Source organism: Rhodopirellula sp. UH5 (assembly GCF_056839225.1).
Genome location: NZ_CM166390.1, coordinates 6,346,402 through 6,365,878, shown reverse-complemented (window position 1 = coordinate 6,365,878; position 19,477 = coordinate 6,346,402). Strand labels below are relative to the sequence as shown.

Annotated in this window: 14 protein-coding genes; 9 read left to right on the top strand and 5 right to left on the bottom strand. The window is 58.9% G+C overall.

The genetic code is table 11. The annotated features are described in order from the left end of the window. Together rplJ and rplA are read right to left on the bottom strand one after the other, a co-directional pair. Positions 1 to 525 carry a 50S ribosomal protein L10 gene (gene rplJ / locus UH5x_RS22670; protein ID WP_047814472.1) on the bottom strand — a complete coding sequence of 175 codons (525 nt, stop codon included), beginning with the start codon at positions 523 to 525 and terminating at the stop codon, positions 1 to 3. Positions 526 to 697: 172 nt separating this feature from the next. Then, on the bottom strand, positions 698 to 1,375 hold the full coding sequence (rplA, locus tag UH5x_RS22665) for a 50S ribosomal protein L1 (protein ID WP_047814471.1): 678 nt from the start codon (positions 1,373 to 1,375) through the stop codon (positions 698 to 700). 522 nt (positions 1,376 to 1,897) lie between these two features. Here rplA and UH5x_RS22660 point away from each other — a divergent pair. After that, entirely contained in the window at positions 1,898 to 2,692 is a 795-nt protein-coding gene (locus tag UH5x_RS22660; protein WP_482636055.1) for a glycosyltransferase family 2 protein, read from the top strand. Positions 2,693 to 3,469: 777 nt separating this feature from the next. Here UH5x_RS22660 and UH5x_RS22655 read toward each other — a convergent pair. Further along, positions 3,470 to 3,880, bottom strand: a complete 411-nt coding sequence (locus tag UH5x_RS22655) for a hypothetical protein (RefSeq protein ID WP_047814469.1) — start codon at positions 3,878 to 3,880, stop codon at positions 3,470 to 3,472. Positions 3,881 to 4,149: 269 nt separating this feature from the next. On the opposite strand from UH5x_RS22655, the gene ffh reads away from it, so the two are divergent. The 4 genes from ffh (at position 4,150) to rplS (ending at position 7,253) form a co-directional block, all read left to right on the top strand. Beyond that, entirely contained in the window at positions 4,150 to 5,625 is a 1,476-nt protein-coding gene (gene ffh / locus UH5x_RS22650) for a signal recognition particle protein (RefSeq protein ID WP_047814468.1), read from the top strand. A gap of 155 nt (positions 5,626 to 5,780) precedes the next feature. Then, positions 5,781 to 6,155: a 30S ribosomal protein S16 gene (rpsP, locus tag UH5x_RS22645; RefSeq protein WP_047814467.1), complete on the top strand. Its 375-nt coding sequence runs from the start codon at positions 5,781 to 5,783 to the stop codon at positions 6,153 to 6,155. Then, on the top strand, positions 6,152 to 6,880 hold the full coding sequence (trmD, locus tag UH5x_RS22640; RefSeq protein ID WP_047814466.1) for a tRNA (guanosine(37)-N1)-methyltransferase TrmD: 729 nt from the start codon (positions 6,152 to 6,154) through the stop codon (positions 6,878 to 6,880). The genes rpsP and trmD overlap by 4 nt, the downstream gene beginning before the upstream one ends. A gap of 19 nt (positions 6,881 to 6,899) precedes the next feature. After that, entirely contained in the window at positions 6,900 to 7,253 is a 354-nt protein-coding gene (gene rplS / locus UH5x_RS22635; RefSeq protein ID WP_047814465.1) for a 50S ribosomal protein L19, read from the top strand. Positions 7,254 to 8,283: 1,030 nt separating this feature from the next. On the opposite strand, the gene UH5x_RS22630 is transcribed toward rplS, so the two are convergent. Then, entirely contained in the window at positions 8,284 to 9,057 is a 774-nt protein-coding gene (locus UH5x_RS22630; RefSeq protein ID WP_047814534.1) for a gamma-glutamyl-gamma-aminobutyrate hydrolase family protein, read from the bottom strand. Positions 9,058 to 9,877: 820 nt separating this feature from the next. Here UH5x_RS22630 and UH5x_RS22625 point away from each other — a divergent pair. From UH5x_RS22625 to UH5x_RS22615, 3 genes are all read left to right on the top strand, one after another. Continuing rightward, complete coding sequence (locus tag UH5x_RS22625; RefSeq protein WP_482633757.1) at positions 9,878 to 10,999, top strand: 3-oxoacyl-ACP synthase III; 1,122 nt, start codon at positions 9,878 to 9,880, stop codon at positions 10,997 to 10,999. 193 nt (positions 11,000 to 11,192) lie between these two features. After that, positions 11,193 to 12,254: a TraB/GumN family protein gene (locus tag UH5x_RS22620; RefSeq protein WP_482633756.1), complete on the top strand. Its 1,062-nt coding sequence runs from the start codon at positions 11,193 to 11,195 to the stop codon at positions 12,252 to 12,254. An 83-nt stretch (positions 12,255 to 12,337) separates the two neighbouring features. Beyond that, positions 12,338 to 12,688, top strand: coding sequence for a hypothetical protein (locus UH5x_RS22615; protein WP_482633755.1), 351 nt, complete (start codon positions 12,338 to 12,340; stop codon positions 12,686 to 12,688). A gap of 615 nt (positions 12,689 to 13,303) precedes the next feature. On the opposite strand, the gene UH5x_RS22610 is transcribed toward UH5x_RS22615, so the two are convergent. Next, positions 13,304 to 14,785, bottom strand: a complete 1,482-nt coding sequence (locus tag UH5x_RS22610; protein ID WP_047814462.1) for a hypothetical protein — start codon at positions 14,783 to 14,785, stop codon at positions 13,304 to 13,306. Positions 14,786 to 15,709: 924 nt separating this feature from the next. On the opposite strand from UH5x_RS22610, the gene polA reads away from it, so the two are divergent. Further along, a complete protein-coding gene (gene polA, locus UH5x_RS22605) occupies positions 15,710 to 18,889 on the top strand; it encodes a DNA polymerase I (RefSeq protein ID WP_482633754.1) in 3,180 nt (1,059 codons plus the stop codon). Positions 18,890 to 19,477 lie beyond the last annotated feature (588 nt).

Sequence of the window (19,477 nt, the reverse complement as noted above, 5' to 3'; positions counted from 1 at the left end):
CTATTCGTCGCCTTCGCCCTTGGACTTGATCTGGCTGTTGAGCGTTTTGCCCGGACCAAGCATTGCAGCACTGAGTGTTGCACCTGGGCCAAGGATCTGACCGACCAACATGGAAATTTGCTCTTCACGGCTGGGCCACTTGCTGACCGCCTTGACGGCATCTGGATCCAGTTTCTCACCGTCCAGAACGCCGCCCGTGGTGACAAACTGTTCGAACTTCTCTTTGTCCTTGTCCAGCCGGACGGCTTCCTTTACCAGACTGACGAAGTCGCTCGAGCCCCAGAGCACGGCGACTTGCCCATTCATTCCATCGAACGCGGGGAAGAGAGACGTGCCTTCAGTGGCGCGACGGGCAAGTGAGTTTTTGACAACCATCATCTGGATGTCTTTTTGGCCCAGCTCGCCACGCAGCTCGTTGGTCGTGTTTGCATCCATGCCGGAGCAATTGACCAACACGGCATCCTCCACGCCATCAAGCCGACGCTTGAGATCGCGAGTCACCAGTTCTTTGACGTATTTACTCATCGGATTTTTTCACTCGAAAGAGCCAAACCTTGGCCGCAGTTGGATGTGATCGTTTGGGGTAGGATCAAGAACATTGATCCTCCAACATCAATTTGAAAACCAACGCTTTCAACCATGATGTTGGTTGACCGGGGCAGCCCGATGAAGCGAATCATCAGGCCAAACCGTGCAGCTAGGTGGTAACGCGAACGCTAGGCGTCATCGTCGCACAGATCGCCACGCCTTTGATGTACGTGCCCTTGATGGACTGAGGCTTCATGGCAGCGATGAAGTCCACGAACGACGTGATGTTTTCTTCGAGCTTGCTGGCGTCGAAGCTCATCTTGCCGACCATCGCGTGAACATTGCCACCCTTGTCGTTCCGGAACTCGACCTTACCAGCCTTGTACTCGCTGACGACTCGACCGACGTCAGGGGTAACGGTTCCAGCACGAGGGCTAGGCATCAAACCACGAGGACCAAGCACACGACCCAAAGGTCCGACCAATCCCATCATGTCGGGGGCGGCGATGCAGACGTCGAAGTCTGTCCAGCCGTCTTTGATCTTCTTGGCCATGTCTTCTTGACCGACTTCATCCGCACCGGCTTCTTCAGCCGCTTTGGCTGCATCGCCCTTGGCGAACACAACCACGCGTTGGGTCTTGCCGATGCCGTGTGGCAACACGAGCGAACCGCGGATGATTTGGTCAGCCTGGTTTGGATCAACGCCCAAACGCATGTGAACTTCGACGGTTTGGTCGAACTTCGTGGCGTCGTATGTTTTCAATACCTCGACGGCCTTGCCCAACGGAAGCATTTCCTTGGGCTGTTTTTCGAGGGCGGCACGATACCGCTTGGATTTCTTTCCCATTTAGTCACGACTCATTTGTGTCGGGTGGTATGGCGATTCCACGCTGGCCCGAACTCTTTGTTGCCAGCTAATCATTCCGATCGGCTGAAAGAACGCCCGGCGGCAGAATCTCCCACTTGTTAAACAACCGAAACCCTCAAAGATCTGGGTTGCGATCGAAGCGGGGGAGTTTGGCGAAGGCCAGCAGCAGCGTCAACCTCAACTGGGCCAAGCAATTCGGTTTTTTTTCTTGGTTTTTCGAAGTGAGGCCTTCATCGAGGCACATCGGTTGCAATCGTGGGAAGATGCAGGAAAACCTGTCACAATCGACCGCAAACCTTAACATGCCCCCTGAAGCACGCCGGGAGCATGGTTTTCACCGGGTCTCGCCCCCCCAGAACTGGCCTGCTGTTGCACCCAAACGACCAAGCCTGACCACCATCCTGAATGGCGGAACCAGATGGCTCGGCAACATTTTGATGAAGCCGATGCAGTGCCAGCACCTCGCAGTGCACGCGAAAGAACCGAAAGAGAAATCGAATGATAAAACCTTGGCTGACCGCACTTCCCGTCTACAACGAAGCTCAATACGTCGACGAAGTCCTCGAAAACGTGCTCCAGCACGCGAACCAAATCCTGGTGGTCGACGACGGCAGCACGGACGGAACTCCCGAACGACTGGACGCCTGGGCCAAACGCCTGCCTGAATCGGTCGCGGTCGTGCACCATCCCCAAAACCGGGGCTACGGCGCCGCACTGCAAACTGTCTTTTCCCACACCATCCAAGAGGGCTACGAAGGCGTTGTCACGCTGGACTGCGACGGGCAACACCAACCTTGCCGGATCCCAGAGTTCATCGAGGCTGGCCAGCATGCGGACATTGTCTCTGGCAGTCGCTACTTGAAAGTCTTCGAGGGCGACGACGCACCTCCCCAAGAACGGATGTTCATCAACCGCCGGATCACAGCGGACATCAACCGCCGACTCGGCTTCTCACTGACCGACGCGTTCTGCGGCTTCAAGGCTTACCGAACCGAAGGCCTGCGAGCGCTCAAAATCACCGACGACGGCTACGCGATGCCACTTCAACTGTGGGTCGAAGCCGCAGCGGCAGGACTGCAGGTCACGGAACTGCCTGTCCCGCTGATCTACTTGGATCTCGAACGCTCCTTCGGCGGTTCGCTGGATCACGCGGAAACCCGCCTGAATTACTACAACCAAGTCCTCGATGACGCGATCGACCTGGCGTGCCGCGAAGGCCGATTCCAACCCAGCGAAGGAAAAAACGGGCAAGCCGACTCGCCATGCAGCGAGAAATCCAAGCGAGCCGCCAGCTAAGCAGCCGCCTTTCCCAAGCAGCCGCCGAGGCTCCCCTCGAGCCCTCGCCTCCCTGCCAACTTCCCTTGCACCCTTCCCCCGGGAGGATCGAGCGGAGGGCAAGCATTGACAATTGCAAAATCCGAGCGATTGACGAGATCCGAGGTGGCACCGTCCAGGAAGACGGGCAACTGCCGTCGCTCTGCGACTGATCGTGCGTGCCTGGTGATCCAGCAACCGCGGAGCGAAGGCTGGAGCGGTTCACCCCCATCGCCCCGGAGGGGCCGTCGTTGCTAGCTCGGGGCGGAAGCCCCGAGTTGGATCACGAAACACAGAAAGGTCGCCCCGGACGGGGCCGTCGTAGATGCGGTGCGGGGCCTGACTGACGCGCCGGGGTTCCTTGCCGACGGGCGGAGAGACCATCCTACGGGCGAGCATTGAAAAAGTTAAATTGACAATTGCAAACTGCAAATTGACTTGCCAGCCGACCAGCCAGTGCCCGTGGTGGACCAGGCACCCACACATCACCAAGCCGAGGCGTTGAAACCAAGCAAGGCGTCCAACATCTCGCCAGCTTCCGCCCTGAGTTCACAATTTCAAATTGTCCATTTCACTCCTTCAATCGAAACACAAGCGTGCGGCCACCGGAGTAGAACCGTTGTCCCCAACGGTTCCGTCGGGCAGCCCTCCAACGCCAAGCCTCGTCGCACCCGAGTCACTGCCAACCCGTTTGCGTCACGGTGCTCGACGACAACCAACAAGCACGCAAACACTGGGGACAAATGTTGGACCCTGCCTTCAGCGAGGCAAACGCTTGGATTCGGTCTCGGGGGAGGCGTTGCCAACCGATTTCCCCACCGCGGCGGTCGCCAGTTGACGCATCGGGCGTGACGCCAGCCCAGCGGCCATCATCAATCGAGCCAGCCCGACCATGGTTTGATGCCATTGGTGCACCATGTCAGGCGTGCCGAAACGGGTCGCATCCTCTCGATGAAACCCCTGCTCACTGACCCGAACCTCGGTGGCCATGTGCATCAGGGCCTCCAGCATCACATGGCTGTGACGGTCAGAATCCGTCAACCCTTCGTCGTCGTAGATCCACAGATGGGGCTGCATCGCGAGATCGACACTGTGCATCGCAGCAGCATCGGCATCCATCGCATCGACGACCAACGAACGGGCACCACATTGAACGTAAAACTTAGCCATGGGATTGATCTTCCGTGAAAAGGCGGTTGCGGGGGGATCCGCCGCCGAGTGAACCTCCCGGCGACACACATAGGATCGCAACCGGCGTGACACGTTAGGTCACGGGGACCGGAGGGAGCTCGTGCTCGTGCTCGTGCCTCCCTAAAACAGACCTGAAAACCGTTTCCCAGCGGAATTCGGCGTTCTCTCCATTTACAAAACGGAGGCGTCCTGGATAAACTGCCGGGCTTTCCTGGAAAAACCGCTTTTTCGCCCGCCCCTTCCGACGCGTGTTCGATTCACTCTCCGACGGTCTGCAATCCGCTTTCAAAAGTTTGTCTGGCAAAGGCAAACTGACCGAAGGCAATATGCGCGATGGTCTCAAGATCGTGGAGCAATCGCTGCTCGAGGCGGACGTCAGCTACAGCGTCGTCCAGGACTTCATGGGGCATGTTTCCGAAAAAGCCCTCGGAAAACGCGTTCTCCTGTCGCTGCGGCCGCAAGAAGAGCTGGTTCGCATCGTCTACGACGAGCTGGTCGAAACCCTCGGCCCAGTCGATTCCGCCCTGAATTTGAAAGCCGATGGTCCCACGATCATCATGCTGTGCGGGCTGCAAGGAAGCGGGAAAACGACCACCTGCGGCAAGCTGACCAAGCTGCTGCAAGAACAAAACATCACTCCCTTGCTGGTCGCGGCTGACTTGCAACGCCCCGCCGCCATCGAACAACTCAAGGTCATTGGGTCGCAACTCGGCGTCCCTGTTCACGCTGAAACGGACCATAAAGACCCGGTCAAGGTCTGCCAAACCGGTGTCGAAATGGCCCGCCGCGACGGCAATCGCGTGGTCATCTTGGACACCGCAGGACGTTTGGCGATCGACGCCGAACTGATGGCCGAGCTGAAGAAAATCGACCGCAAAGTCGGCCCCGATCAGGTTTACTTGGTCGTCGACGGCATGACGGGTCAAGACGCAGTCAACAGTGCCGGTGCGTTCAACGACGCGTTGGAACTGGACGGCGTCGTGATGACCAAGCTGGACGGCGACGCTCGTGGCGGAGCCTTGCTGTCCGTCAAGCAAGTCACCGGCGTACCGATCAAATTCATGGGCACGGGCGAGCACTTCGATGCTCTGGAACCCTTCCGCCCTGAAGGCATGGCCAGCCGCATTTTGCAGATGGGCGACATCGTCGCCGCGGCTCGCGAAGCACACCGAATCGTGGACGAAGACGAACGAGAAGAGCTGGAGGCCAAAATGGCCAGCGGCGACTTCTCGCTCGACGACTTCAAGAACATGATGCAGAAAGTCGCCCAGCCCGGGCTGATGGGACGCATGATGGGGCTGATGCCTGGCATGGGCCAATTCAAAGAAGCGATGGAATCGGAAGCGGCCGGCGGCCAACTTCGACAAATTATCGGGGCAATCAATTCGATGACCCCCGCGGAACGCAAAAACCCTAAGCTGATCGATGCGACTCGTCGCACGCGAATCGCGAAGGGTGCTGGCGTCCAATCGCCAGTCATCACGCAATTGATCAAACAATTTGATGTGATGAAGCCGATGATGCAAGCGATGTCCGGCAAGGGCAGCGGCGATCGGATGGCGATGATGCGTCAAATTCAAGCCAACGCAATGTCGGGCGACCCCCGCTTGGGTGGATTGAAAACAAAGCAGAGCACGGGGAAACGACTCTCCCCAGCCGAAAAGGCTCAGCAACGCAAAGAACGCGACAAGCTGAAACGAAAACTCAAACGAAAAAAACGCTGAGCGAGATCAAGTGGGCCAAGACCGGAGCGGTACAGCCCTCAGTCTTCAGCCCCCGAAATCAACCTCAATTCCTTGGAGAAACGACCGACATGGCAGTAAGAATTCGCATGAAAAAGATGGGACGCACGCACCGTCCTTTCTTTCGTGTTTGTGCAGTGGATCAACGCAACCCACGTGATGGTCGTGTGATCGAAGAACTCGGCACCTACGATCCAATGTGCCCCGAAACCGACGCCCGCACCACACTGAAGGCCGATCGGGTCGACTACTGGATTGGCGTTGGCGCTCAACCCAGCGACAAAGTGGCTGTGCTGATCAAAAAGTACGGCACCGAAGGTTCGCACCTGGAAGCCCAAAAGGCAGCCGTCGAGCGACTCGGACGCCGCAAAGATTACACCCCACCACCAGAAGCTCCCGCTCCCAAGGCTGCTCCCGTGGCAGAAGCCCCTGCGGAAGAAGCTCCCGCAGAAGAACCTGCTGCTGAAGCCTCGACCGACGATGCTCCTGCTGCAGAAGCCACGACGGAGTGAGATTCGACGTTGTCACCCTGTTTCCGGCCATCTTTGACGGTTATCTGACCCAAAGCTTGCTGGACAAGGCGATTGCTCGTGGTTTGGTAGAGATTCAGCGACACAACCTCCGCGATTGGGCCGAAGACACCCCTCATCGCAAAGTCGATGACCGCCCTTTTGGCGGCGGCCCTGGAATGCTGTTGCAAGTCGAACCGACCGTGAATTGCGTTCGGGACGTGGACGCCATGGCCGCTGTCCCGGCTCGAAAGATTTTGTTGACCCCGCAAGGTCGACGGCTCGACCAACGGTTGGCCGAAGACCTCGCCACCAGCGACCGCATCCTGTTGATGTGTGGTCGTTACGAAGGATTCGATCAACGCGTGTTGGATATCCTCCAACCCGAAGAGATCAGCATTGGCGACTTTGTCCTCAACGGGGGCGAGGTGGCCGCGATGACCATCATCGACGCTGTCGTCCGGTTGCTGCCTGGCGTGCTCGGTGATGAACAAAGCAGCCTGGATGATTCGTTCAGCCGAGGTAATCGGATGCTCGAGTTCCCCCAGTACACCCGGCCCCGTGAATTCGAAGGCCACACCGTCCCCGATGTTCTGCTCAGCGGCGATCATGCCGCGATCGCCGCCTGGCGAGCCGAACAAAGCTGGGCGAAAACGATTGACCGTCGCCGCGATTTGCTGCCCGAGCATTCCGAACCAAACAACGAACACCCCAACAAACTCTCCTGAACATCACAGAGGTTCCCAAATGAACAACGCCATCATGGACATGGTCGACAAGGCCAACCAAAAAGAAGAGGCTCCCAAGTTTGAAATCGGCGACACCGTCGACGTGCACTCCAAGATCTTGGAAGGCAACAAAGAGCGAGTCCAAGTTTTCACCGGCGTCGTGATCGGCCGCAGTGGCCAAGGTTCCCGAGAAATGTTCACCGTCCGCCGCATCGTGGCTGGGGAAGGCGTGGAGCGTAAATTCCCGGTTCACAGCCCCCGCATCGAAAAAGTCGAAGTCAAACGCAGCGGTGTCACCCGTCGCGCCAAACTGTACTTCCTTCGCGATCGCGTCGGCAAAGCCGTTCGCTTGAAAGAACGTCGCCGCGTTTGATCGCTGCCTTCGGGCACCTCCCAACACTCGCCAAGCTGCTCCGGTTCACCGGCGCAGCTTGTTTGCTGCGCGGTGAGGGGAGAGAGCGAACACAGCATCATCGCTGACCGCCCCCCCAGTCGCTTCGATGATCCAGAAGGTGGGTGGCACCATCCGGGAGCACGGTTGCCCGATCCCCCAACACACACCAACAGTCGCGGAGCGACGACAGCCGAAAGCCTTGGGTTTTCAACCCAAGGGCATACGCCGACGAAACATCCGTCGCAAGTCGCGGAGCGACGACAGTTGCTTGTCGCACGATCGCCAAACGATCTCCAGGTTTCCCGTCCCCAAGCAATGACCGTGCGAGATGGTGGGTGGCACCATCCGGGAGCACGATGCCCCCCTGTGACCGAAGACGAACCGGACGCTAGCGCGTTCCGGCTGATTCATTCAGCAGGCTGGTGAGCGAGGAGCCTTCCAACCGAGACCTCGGGTTCGTGCGAGATTGAACCAGATGGTGGGTGGCACCATCCGGGAGCACGCGTGGGTTGATGTTGGCCGTTGGCCAACAAAACCCACTGCCAACCCGCAACTTCAAAACTCGCGCTTCGGGTTCCTATTGATTCGACGGGCTTGGAAGCCCATCGGGCGAGTACGAGTACGAGTACGAGCACGAGAAGCTAAAAGCTAAAAGCTAAAAGCTAAAAGCTAAACCAAGTGAGCTCCCGGCGCATAAAAAAACCGGGCACGCTCCAGTGGAACGCACCCGGTTGAACTTGTCAGCCGTGACTTGTTGTGTTGCCGAATTGGATTTTCGATCGGGTCGATCCATGACCACCAACCACCTTCATCCTGGAAGGCGAGGGACTCCCGCCAAGGAGTCCCATTCTCACCGGGTTCGCCGCATCAGGCGATGCTTCCGTGCTGCCAACCCGCCAATCCTTTGGCGGAAACGGTTCTCGCGGGACAACCGTGGGCAGCGAACCCGGTGGGAAGGGATCAAAACGTGCAATTCGTCAACGTCCTCTCCGTAGTGTCGTTTCGATCCTCAAGCAACCAAACGGTAGGCTTCGTCGCCCTCTTTCGCAGGAGACTCTTGGTTGCGTTCGCGAACAGCGTCGACGAACTCCTCGAAGATCCGAATGTCCAAGGCCGAAGCAGCCTCGGATTCGGGGTGGAACTGCGTTCCTAAAGCGAACCAGTCGATCATTTCGCTTTCGATGGCTTCGATCACGCCATCGGGGCAGCGTGCGGTGACGCGGAACCCAGGGGCAACTTCATCGATCGCCATGTGGTGACGACTGGTCACGCGAATTTCGCCGTCGCCGTAAACGCGTCCGATTAACGAATCGCTTTCGACATTCAGTGTGTGGCGGTGATTGACGTCTTGACCGTCAAAGTGAGGCACCGCTTCCGGCAAATCTTCTTTGATGTGCAAGAACAGGTTGCCGCCCTGCTGGACGTTGATCAACTGCATGCCGACGCCAATTCCGAAGACAGGCATCCGGCGTTCAGCGATTTCGGCCATCAACATGCGATCGCTGTCTTCGCGTCCCGCACTCATCGGACGAACGCTTGGGTGAAGCATGAATCCGTCGTTGCGAGGATCCAGGTCGCCACCGCCGATGAACAAAAATCCTTCGACTGCGTCTAAAACTCGGGCCACCGATTCTTCATCGGCTTGTGGGGGAACCAAGACCGGGATACCACCAGCTTTGATAATTGCTTCGTAGTATCCGGCGGCGATGTAAGCAAACGCGGGGGTGCTGCGGGCGGCGGCACGGAAATCGGCGTTCAAACCAATCAGGGGCTTGCGCGTCATGGGAAGATCCTCTTCGTATCGGCGTTTGGTGTGGCCCGCACTGGTCAAGCATTGGACCCAGCAGTTAGAAGCTGAATCCAATCGAGCGAGAATCAAAACCGCGTGGTCTCAGCCGCATGATGCCGCCTGCTGTTCTGGCAGGGAAAAGGGCAATCATGGGAGACCAATCCAGCCTGTCTCATCATGAAACAAACTGGTCGCTTTGCTTCCCGGACTCTTCCAATGAGGTGAATGATAAGCGGCGCGGCGACGGTGTCGCGTCTGATGTGCGGGGAGATTAGAGGCGGAGTTTCACAACACCAAGCAAGAACGATATCTTGTGGAAAAGTCGCCCGTGGACACTACAGGTAGTGCTAGCAAATGCTTTTTTTGCTAGCAAAGCCCCCGATTCCGCCTGTTTTCAGGGAGTTTCTGCGCATTCCAGACTGAAGTTCGCGCCCCACCGGGGGGAACCAATCCTGTCCCCCTGTCACCGCATTGACTCTTCAGAAATCAATTTGGTGGACGGTCCGCCAGCTTCCTACCAGCGATCGTTTCACCGGCACCAATCGCACAGTGCGGGCCATTCTTCCGCCAGATCGATTTGACGGCAATCCCTCGCAACTTGAGCAGTGCTGCGCCGCAAGGACTCCCAGCCAGAATCCCCTCCGTTTGAACGCCTCGCCACCCTGGTGATTCGTCCCATCGAAGCAATCTGGTAATCTGTTGGACGGCCGAACGGACGGTCACCCGGGCTGGAAAAAAACCCAGTCTGTTGGAAGGCCTGAGGTCGTGAGGGCCCGATTTGTCGAAAAGCCTTAGGTTTTGAAGGACCGCACCTGTGCAATTTCCTGACGTCGCGTTGGCTTCCATCGGAGTCACCATCCCCCAGGCCCAGTGGACCAGCGAACAGATCGAAAAGGATCTGCAGCCGCTGTATTCCCGTCTGAAGCTGCCCGAGGGCCGATTGGCGATGATGAGCGGCATCGAAAGCCGGCGAGTCTGGGAGCCCGGCACGGTCCCCAGCGGCCCCAGCATCCAAAGCGGCCGGCACGCGATCGACGCCGCCTCCATCGCCCCCGACCAGATCGGAGCCTTGATTCACGCCAGTGTCTGCCGGGACTTCCTCGAACCCGCCACCGCCTCCCGAGTGCACCACGAACTGGGATTGTCTCCCAACTGCTGGGTCTACGACGTTTCCAACGCCTGCTTGGGCGTTCTCAATGGCGCGGTCCAGATCGCCACGATGATTCAGTCGGGGATGATCTCGGCCGGCATCGTGGTGGGCACCGAAAACAGCCGCCCCCTGATGGAAGCGACCATCGCTTCCTTGAACGCGGACACTCAACTGACGCGTAAAACGGTCAAGCCCGCGTTTGCGTCGCTGACCATCGGTTCGGGCAGCTGCGCCTGGTTGCTGACCCATCGCGACCTGCACCCCAACGCCACGACCCTGGAACACGCGATCGCTCGCGCCCACACTGCCCACCACGCTCTCTGCCGCAGCGACCAAGACACCGCGGGAGCGGGGATGCAGCCGTTGATGGAAACCGACTCGGAAACCTTGATGGCCGAGGGCATCGCGACCGGCGTCGCTGCCCTGGACGATCTGCTGCAGCAATCCGGCTGGTCCCGCGACCAAATCAACCGCTCCATCTGTCACCAGGTCGGCTCCCGGCACCGAGTCGGAATGCTGGAAGCCATGCAGCTGCCCGTCGATCGAGACAGCGTGACGTTCCCAGCCCTCGGGAACACGGGTTCGGTCGCCTTGCCTCTGACAGTGGCTGCCGCGGCGGCCACCGGTGACCTGTCCCCCCAAGACCACACCGCAATGCTCGGCATCGGATCGGGGATCAACAGCGTGATGATCGGAGCCAAGTGGGGCGAAACCGCGATCGCAGGCGACTGGGCAGGCTTGCTCGACGAATTGGCCCCCTCACGCTTGGCCGCATCCGCCCATTGACCGCCGAACCACGGGAACGGGAAACCGATCGCGCCCTCAGTGCGCCGCGTCCTCGCCTGCTGGTACGTGCCCACTTTACTGGACGCCGTGGCCCATCCTTTCCCAAGATGCCTTCGTTTGCTTGCCGGAAAGCGTTTCTAGCGCTATGGTGAAAGCAGGCCGCCTCTTTCCTACCGACCTCTGAGTGATCTCGATGAAACGCCATTTTCTTCCCCGACTCTCAGCTGGGCGGGTTGCCCTCCTATCCGCTTGGAAACCTCTCCAGCGTCACCTTCGCACCAGCGGGTTGGCCGTTTGCGCGGCAGCCCTGTTTGGTTTCGCACCTGTCTCTGCCCAAGACACCCCGGTCGCGGAACCGCCTGTGCAAACGGAAGCGGCCACGCCACCTCCACCCCTGGCGGAAACCAAACCAGCGACAACCACTCCCACCGAGCCCGCCCCGGTCGACGACGCACAGGCAGCCGAAGAACCCAGCTACGTTCGGGTTCACGAAGTGGACGACAAACCATTCGCGTTGCAAACCGCGACCGTTCAATTTGTCGGCCAGCCCGGCACACAGTATGACGGTGCGATCGTGGATCTGGTCGGCGTCGTTCACATCGGACAGAACGAGTACTACACCGACCTCAAGGAACAACTGTCGAAGTACGACTGCGTGCTCTACGAATTGGTCGCCCCTGATGGAACGCGGATCCGCCCCGAAGACTTGGAAGAACGCCGTTCCATCTTGGCATCGGTTCAGACCGGTATGAAAGACATGTTGAACTTGGAGTACCAACTCGAAAAAATCGACTACATGGCCGAGAACTTTCGGCATGCGGACATGAGCCCGGAAGAGTTTGTCGAGGACCTTGAAAAGCGTGGCGACAGCATCTGGAAGATGGTCGCTCGGATGCTCGGTGCTGGCATCGCTTCGCAAGCCAAGACGGGCGGTGACGCTGGGTTGATGATGGCAATGTTCAGCGGCGAAGACCGCCCGATGAACATGAAGCGAGCGATGGCCCGCCAACTGGTCGACATCGAACTGGTGACCGCCGGCATGGACGACGCCAACGGGGAGAACACCTTGATCAAAGGCCGCAACCGCAAGGCCTTCGAAATTCTCAAGCAAGAACTCGATGCCGGCAAAGAGAACATCGCCGTGTTCTACGGAGCCGGCCACTTGCCCGACATGGCCGACCGCCTGGAAAACGAATTCGGCATGCAGCCAACCCAGACGACTTGGTCCAACGCCTGGGACCTGACCCGAAACTGAGGCAGCAAAGCTTCTAGCTTCTAGCTTCTAGCTTCTAGCTTCTAGCTCTTAGCTCTTAGCTCTTAGCTCTTAGCTCTTAGCTCGTGCTCGTGCTCGTGCTCGTGCTCGTGCTCGTGCTCGTGCTCGTGCTCGTGCTCGTGCTCGTGCTCGTGCTCGTGCTCGTGCTCGTGCTCGTGCTCGTGCTCGTGCTCGTGCTCGTGCTCGTGCTCGTGCTCGTGCTCGTGCTCGTGCTCGTGCTCGTCCGGTGGGCTTCCAAGCCCGTCGAATCAATAGGAACCCGAAGGGCGAGCGAGGAACTGCACCTGCCGTCGCTCCGCGACTGGTCGCCGCATGGCCATTCTCGTGACGTTGGGTTGAAACCCAACGCTCTCGGCTGTCGTCGCTCCGCGACTGATCGTGCGTGCCTGAGTGATCAGGCAACCGCGGAACGGTGAGAGGAGCGGTTGACCACCATCGCCCCGGAGGGGCCGACGTCGTTAGCTCGGGGCGGAAGCCCCGAGTTGGATCACGAAACACAGAAAGTTCGCCCCGGACGGGGCCGTCGTAGATGCGGTGTGTTCCTCGCTGACGCGTCGAGGATCCTTGTCGACGGGCGGAGAGACCATCCGACAGGGCTGTGATTGGAAAATTGCAAACTGCAAATTGACTGGTCACGTCCCCAGCCAGCGTCCGCCTCAAGCCAGCTTTCACCCCGATTGTACAATTTCAAATTGTCGATTTGACCTTTGGCATCGAACCCCCAGGGCGTCACCCGGATCGCAGAGCCTTGCGGTTCACCATCCAGGCCGAAGCGAATGTCGGTATCAGAGTAGAACAGTTGTCCTCAACTGTTCCGCCGGGCAGCCCTGAACCACCAAGCCACATCGCACGCGATTCAGTGCCAAACCGTGCCCGCCACGCCGCTCGACCACACCAACCAGTCACGCAAACATGGGGGGACAAATGTTCGACTCCGTTGGCGCCTCGTGCTACTTCCTTCCTCCGGGGAGGGTCGAGCGAAGCGAGCGGTCCGCTCGCTTCACAAGTCATCCTCCGGCGACCGCGTCGAACTACGGTCGCAGGATCTCGTTGTTGCGTTGCACCCGGTCTTTCTGCTCGGTGAAGATCTTCGGCAGACTGTTGGGCAACGACTGAGGAGCCGTCGATTTTTCGGGAGCAAAGTCGCGTCCCCGAACGGCGGATCCCAGCGGCGTCGTCAGCGAATCATCGATCGTCTTCAGATAGGCTTGCAGCTTCCAAGCGGGAATGATGGTCACACCATTCTCGGTTGCCTTGGCTTTCGCTTTTCCGACCGCTTCGATCTCACTGGCGTTGTCCGCTTGGTCGTCCAACCGCTCCGATTCACCAATCACCAAGAATCGAACGCTGCTGTCAAACGTGCCTTCTTGCGTTCCATCGGTTCGCAAGATCGCTGCCACCTCGGCTCCTGCGGCCCGAATCATCGAAGAGATCTCGGTGGTATCGGGGCGGCTGTCGTCGTCGATGTCGATGTTGTCCATCAAAGCGATTTTCACGCGACGTCCGGGTGACCAGAACGGGGAGTAGATCTGGTCGCCAGGGATGATGGGGTAGCGAATCTCGGGGAATGCCACCACACGAGCTTCCGCGCGGTGATCGCCCAACAGCTTGGTGACCTGGATCGTGGCTTTGATCTTCGCGTCTTGCAAACGCGTTTCGTCACCATCGATCACGCCGAACGTCACACCAGGCGTCAGCTCATCGGCCGATCCCAGATTGATCGTCACCACGTTCCCGTCGCGATAGACATAGCTGATCAAACCCTGGGTGCTTTCGAAGTTGGTGCTGCGAAGTCGCACCAGTTCTTGCCGTTGGTTTTCGATCGTGCTGGACAAGCGAGTTTCGAGTTGCTGCAGTTCGTTGATCTCGGCGGTGACCTTGTTTCGATACGTCGTGAATTCCGTGATTTTCTTTTGCAGGCTGTCGCTGGTTCGCTCCGTCGTCAGCTTCATTTGCTGACGGTCTTCCGCGAACTTGGATTGCTCCGTTTCCAGTTTCTTATTGGCATCGTCACGACTTTGCTCGGCCACCTCTTGGGCTTTGCGAGCCACTTCGATGTCACTGTCGGCCTGCGACCGAATTTGGGTCGCTTCATCCCGAGCCTGGCTGTACTGGACGTTGCGGTTGCGAATCGCGTTGACCAAGAACTCTGGCAGAGCGGGGTAATTGCGGTTTTGCGGGTCGACTTCGGGGCCGAACAACGCCATGTCACGAGCGAAGTTTTGCTCGATCGCTTCGATTTCGGGATCGCCACCGGTGCTGGACGTCAGCTGGTCGAATTGAGCCTGACTCAACCCTCCCACGCCGAGCATCGCTTTCATCAGCGTCGCTTCGCTCTGCATCGTTTGCAGCTCATTGCCACGTGCCTGCAGGCGTTCATTCGCCCCCGCTGCCGTCTCGGCTTGCGTGTCGCCCCAACTCCACAGAAAGAAGTTGAGCGCCAAAGAGAGCACCAGGAAAATCAGGCAGGCAATCAAGCTGCCTCGGATCACTGAATCGTCGCGTGCGGCCATGGGGGCGGTGAAGAGTAGGAGGAGATGGAGTGCCCGTGCGAGGGCAGTCGGACCAACAGGGGTCGCATGTGGACTCGATGAACAGCGGCCACCGACCCATTGGGAATGGCGAACCACTCCCTTCTGCAAACAGCGATTGTATTCAGTGACGGTCCGAAACGCATCTTTTTGACACAGAAATCAGCCTGAAACTGTTCCCCCGATCGCGCCACCCCACCGGTTTGCTCCGATTTTGACGACGAACCGCTTTGAAAAGCCATGGCCAAACGCCTTCCCCCCCGCCCCAAACAGAAGGTTTTTCAGCTTTCAGCTTTCAGCTTTCAGCTTTCAGCTTTCAGCTTTCAGCTTCTAGCTTCTAGCTTCTAGCTTCTAGCTCGTGCTCGTGCTCGTGCTCGTGCTCGTGCTCGTGCTCGACTGCCGCCATCGCCCCGGATGGGGCCGTCGTGAGGGATGGTGGTGTGGTCCCTCGCTCACGCGTCGGGTTGCGATGTCGACGGGCTTGGCAGCCATCTTCGCGCCACTCGCCACTCGCCACTCGCCACTCGCCACTCGCCACTCGCCACTCGCCACTCGCCACTCGCCACTCGCCACTCGCCACTCGCCACTCGCCACTCACCACTCACCACTCACCACTCACCACTCACCACCTCTGAATTCTGGCGAATCCAGCTACCCAATGACGCGAGTCCAGAGTTCCCCCGCACGGAACCACCGCCAGGTGGAACCAGGCCTACCAATCGAGTCCTGTGGCCCTGAGCTCCTGTGGCCCTTTCCCACTTCACCAGCACAATCCTCCCCGATTCGTCTTTCGCGGCCACGAGTTCGCCGATCCAAACTGCCCGATTTCGATCGATCGCGGTATGCTCTCGCCAGCCCCACGCCAAGTTGCCCTTCTCGACGCCTCGCCACCTGTTTACGGTTCCCATGGCCAAATCTCGACCCCGCCCCAAACAGAACGACGACGACCAAATGCTGTTCAGCGGGTTCGACGAGGCCCCCGCAGCGGCCGCTTCCACTGCCAACCAAGTCGCCGAATCCACGCCAGACGCGACAGCATCGGCCCCCGGCCCGAGCGACACCCCCGCCGCAGAGCGTGACCCGAACAAACTGTCCGCCACCCGCGGGTTCACCCCCAGCCCCAACGCCGAGACCGTTCCGTCCGTCGCGGGCAAAGGCGTGACGCCGCTGCCAACCCACGCCGCCCGGCAATCCCACGCACCGACTTCCTCCGAAGCTGCGCCCCTGGACGCTTCTCACTCGGGCCCGCGAGCCGATCGCGAAACACAGGAGGAACGCAAGCAACGGCACGACGCGGTTCGAATCGCCGACGATGCCTTGCCCGCTGTGCTGCAACGCCCCATCCCGGAAACCACCGACGATCCGGTCCCCGACCTGACCGACAAACTCGTCGTCGTCGTCGACGCTCACTCGTTGATCTACCAGGTCTTCCACGCCTTGCCGCCGATGACCAGCACCGGAGGGCTGCCTGTCTCCGCCGTTTATGGCTTCGTCGGCGACATGCTGGAATTGCTCTCACGCAAGAACCCGGACTTCTTGATCGCCGCGTTCGACAAAAGCGAGGTCACGTTTCGAAACGAGCTGTATCCCGACTACAAAGCCAACCGGGACTCGATGCCCGATGAACTTCGCCAACAAATCCCTCTGATCCGACAAGCCATCGACGCGATGGGCATCGGCATCATCGAACAGGGCGGCTTCGAAGCCGACGATCTGCTGGCCACCGTCGCTGCGAAAGTCGAAGACGCCGGCGGCCGCTGCCTGATTGTCACCAGCGACAAAGATTGCCGGCAACTGATCAGCGAACAAACCAAGATCTACAACATCCGCAAGGACCAAGAGATCGACGCCGCCGAACTGCAAGAACTGTGGGGCATCCGGCCCGACCAAGTCGTCGATTACCAGGCCCTCGTCGGCGACCCAGTCGACAACGTTCCCGGCATCTCCCTGATCGGCCCCAAGATCGCCCAGCAACTGCTAGAAAAGCATGGCACCCTGGAAGAGATTCTCAACAACGCCAAGTCGATCTCGGGAAAGAAACGCAAAGAGAACCTGATGAACGGCCGCGAGGCGGCGATGATGTCACGTGAACTGGTCGAACTCAAACGCGATGTCGAATCACCGATCCCCTGGAACCGCTGCGTCCGCTCCGCCGCCGACCTCGAACGCGTCGACGCGTTGCTGCAAGAGTTCGGCTTTCGTCGCCTCCGCGGTCGCGCCGCAGAATTGCTCGGCGGGGAAGCCCCGGTGGAAGAACCACCACCGGCCTGGGAATCTCGCTACCAAACCATCACCAACGAAAGCGAACTGAACGCCCTGGCCCAAGAACTCGCCAAGCAAACCGTCCTCGCCATCGACACGGAAACGACCAGCACCCAAGCCCGAGGCTGCGACTTGGTCGGCATCTCGATCGCGTGGCAATCCGGCGAAGCCGCCTACATTCCCGTCCGCGCCCCCGCCGGAGATCCAACCATCGAGCAGTCCGTGGTGATCGAAACCCTCCGCGAGGTCTTCGAATCCTCCACGATCGAGAAGGTCGGCCACAACCTGAAGTTCGACATGATCGTGCTGCGTTCCGCCGGCGTGCAGCTCGGCGGCATCACACTCGACACGATGGTCGCCGACTACCTGCTCAATTCCGGAGGCCGCAACCATGGGCTGGACGACCTCGCCAAACGCAAACTCAATCACGACAACCTCTCCATCAAAGAACTGATCGGGACGGGCAAGAAACAAATCACGATGGACCAAGTCCCCGTCGACGACGTTTCCCCCTATGCCTGCGAAGACGTCGACGTGCCCATTCGAGTCGCCCCCACGCTCCGCGACGAATTGACCGAGTCCGGTTTGGATGGCTTGTTCGATGAAGTCGAAATGCCGCTGATCGATGTGCTGGCCGAAATGGAATTCAACGGCATCCATGTCGACGCGGGCACGCTGGCCCAAATGAGCGAGCGATTCGAAAAGGAAATCGCGGACCTGCGAGCACTCGTGTTCTCCTCCGCCGGCCATGAGTTCAACCTCGACAGCCCCAAGCAACTCGGCGTGGTCCTGTTCGAAGAACTCGGCCTGCCGGTGATCAAAAAAACCAAGACCGGGGTCAGCACCGATGCCGACGTGCTCAGCCAATTGGCGGTCAACCACGAGATCGCTCAGCACATCCTGCAGTACCGCCAAGCGACCAAGCTCAAGAACACCTACATCGATGCCCTGCCGCAATTGATCTGCGAAAAAACCGGGCGCGTCCACACGTCGTTCCGGCAAGACGTCGCGGCCACGGGCCGGCTCAGCAGCAGCGAACCGAACCTGCAAAACATTCCGATTCGAACCGAGCAAGGCAAAGCGATCCGGGCCGCGTTCACCGCCGGCCAAGAAGGCTGGTCGTTGCTCGGCGCCGATTACTCGCAAATTGAACTGCGAGTCCTGGCGCACTACAGCGGTGACGAAGCCTTGATCAGTGCCTACCGCGACGACGCCGACATCCACACGCGAGTCGCCGCCGAAGTCAACGGCATCGACGAATCGGAAGTGACCAGCGACCTGCGGCGGATCGCCAAGACCATCAACTTCGGAATCGTGTACGGGCAAAGCCCGTTTGGGTTGGCCAAGACACTCGGCATCAGCAACGACGAAGCACGGGATTACATCGAGTTGTACTTCCAACGCTACGCGGGTGTCGAAGCGTTCATGATGGACACCCTGGCCCGCTGCCGAAACGAAGGCTACGTGACAACCATGTTGGGTCGTCGGCGAGAAATCAAAGGCGTTCGCGACCTCGCCAACCTGCCCGAATCGAAACGCCGCAGCCTCACGGAACCGGAACGCATTGCGATCAACATGCCGATTCAAGGCACCGCAGCGGACCTGATCAAACTGGCCATGCTGCGAGTCCACGAGCAATTGAAACAGAGCGACTTGCAAGCCCGTCTGCTGCTGCAGATCCACGACGAACTGCTGCTCGAATCCCCCGACGAAGAACTGGACGCCCTGTCCGATTTGATTCGCGAATCGATGACCAGCGTGATGGAACTGGACGTGCCCCTGAAAGTCGACGTCGCCCACGGCCGAACCTGGGCCGATTGTTAGGCCGGCGGAGCCGGCCAGCTCCTAGCTCCTAGCTCCTAGCTCCTAGCTCCTAGCTCCTAGCTCCTAGCTCCTAGCTCCTAGCTCCTAGCTCCTAGCTCCTAGCTCCTAGCTCCTAGCTCCTAGCTCCTAGCTCCTAGCTCCTAACTCCTAGCTCCTAACTCCTAACTCCTAACTCCTAACTCCTAACTCCTAACTCCTAACTCCTAACTCCTAACTCCTAACTCCTAACTCCTAACTCCTAACTCCTAACTCCTAACTCCTAACTCCTAACTCCTAACTCCTAACTCCTAACTCCTAACTCCTAACTCCTAACTCCTAACTCCTAACTCCTAACTCCTAACTCCTAACTCCTAACTCCTAACTCCTAACTCCTAACTCCTAACTCCTAACTCCTAACTCCTAACTCCTAACTCCTAACTCCTAACTCCTAACTCCTAACTCCTAACTCCTAACTCCTAACTCCTAACTCCTAACTCCTAACTCCTAACTCCTAACTCCTAACTCCTAACTCCTAACTCCTAACTCCTAACTCCTAACTCCTAACTCCTAACTCCTAACTCCTAACTCCTAACTCCTAACTCCTAACTC

Bases quoted from the DNA above. Each gene is read 5' to 3' on its own strand.
- rplJ (WP_047814472.1), bottom strand. From the start codon at position 525: ATGAGTAAATACGTCAAAGAACTGGTGACTCGCGATCTCAAGCGTCGG.
- rplS (WP_047814465.1), top strand. From the start codon at position 6,900: ATGAACAACGCCATCATGGACATGGTCGACAAGGCCAACCAAAAAGAA.
- rplA (WP_047814471.1), bottom strand. From the start codon at position 1,375: ATGGGAAAGAAATCCAAGCGGTATCGTGCCGCCCTCGAAAAACAGCCC.
- UH5x_RS22630 (WP_047814534.1), bottom strand. From the start codon at position 9,057: ATGACGCGCAAGCCCCTGATTGGTTTGAACGCCGATTTCCGTGCCGCC.
- UH5x_RS22655 (WP_047814469.1), bottom strand. From the start codon at position 3,880: ATGGCTAAGTTTTACGTTCAATGTGGTGCCCGTTCGTTGGTCGTCGAT.
- UH5x_RS22610 (WP_047814462.1), bottom strand. From the start codon at position 14,785: ATGGCCGCACGCGACGATTCAGTGATCCGAGGCAGCTTGATTGCCTGC.
- polA (WP_482633754.1), top strand. From the start codon at position 15,710: ATGGCCAAATCTCGACCCCGCCCCAAACAGAACGACGACGACCAAATG.
- UH5x_RS22620 (WP_482633756.1), top strand. From the start codon at position 11,193: ATGAAACGCCATTTTCTTCCCCGACTCTCAGCTGGGCGGGTTGCCCTC.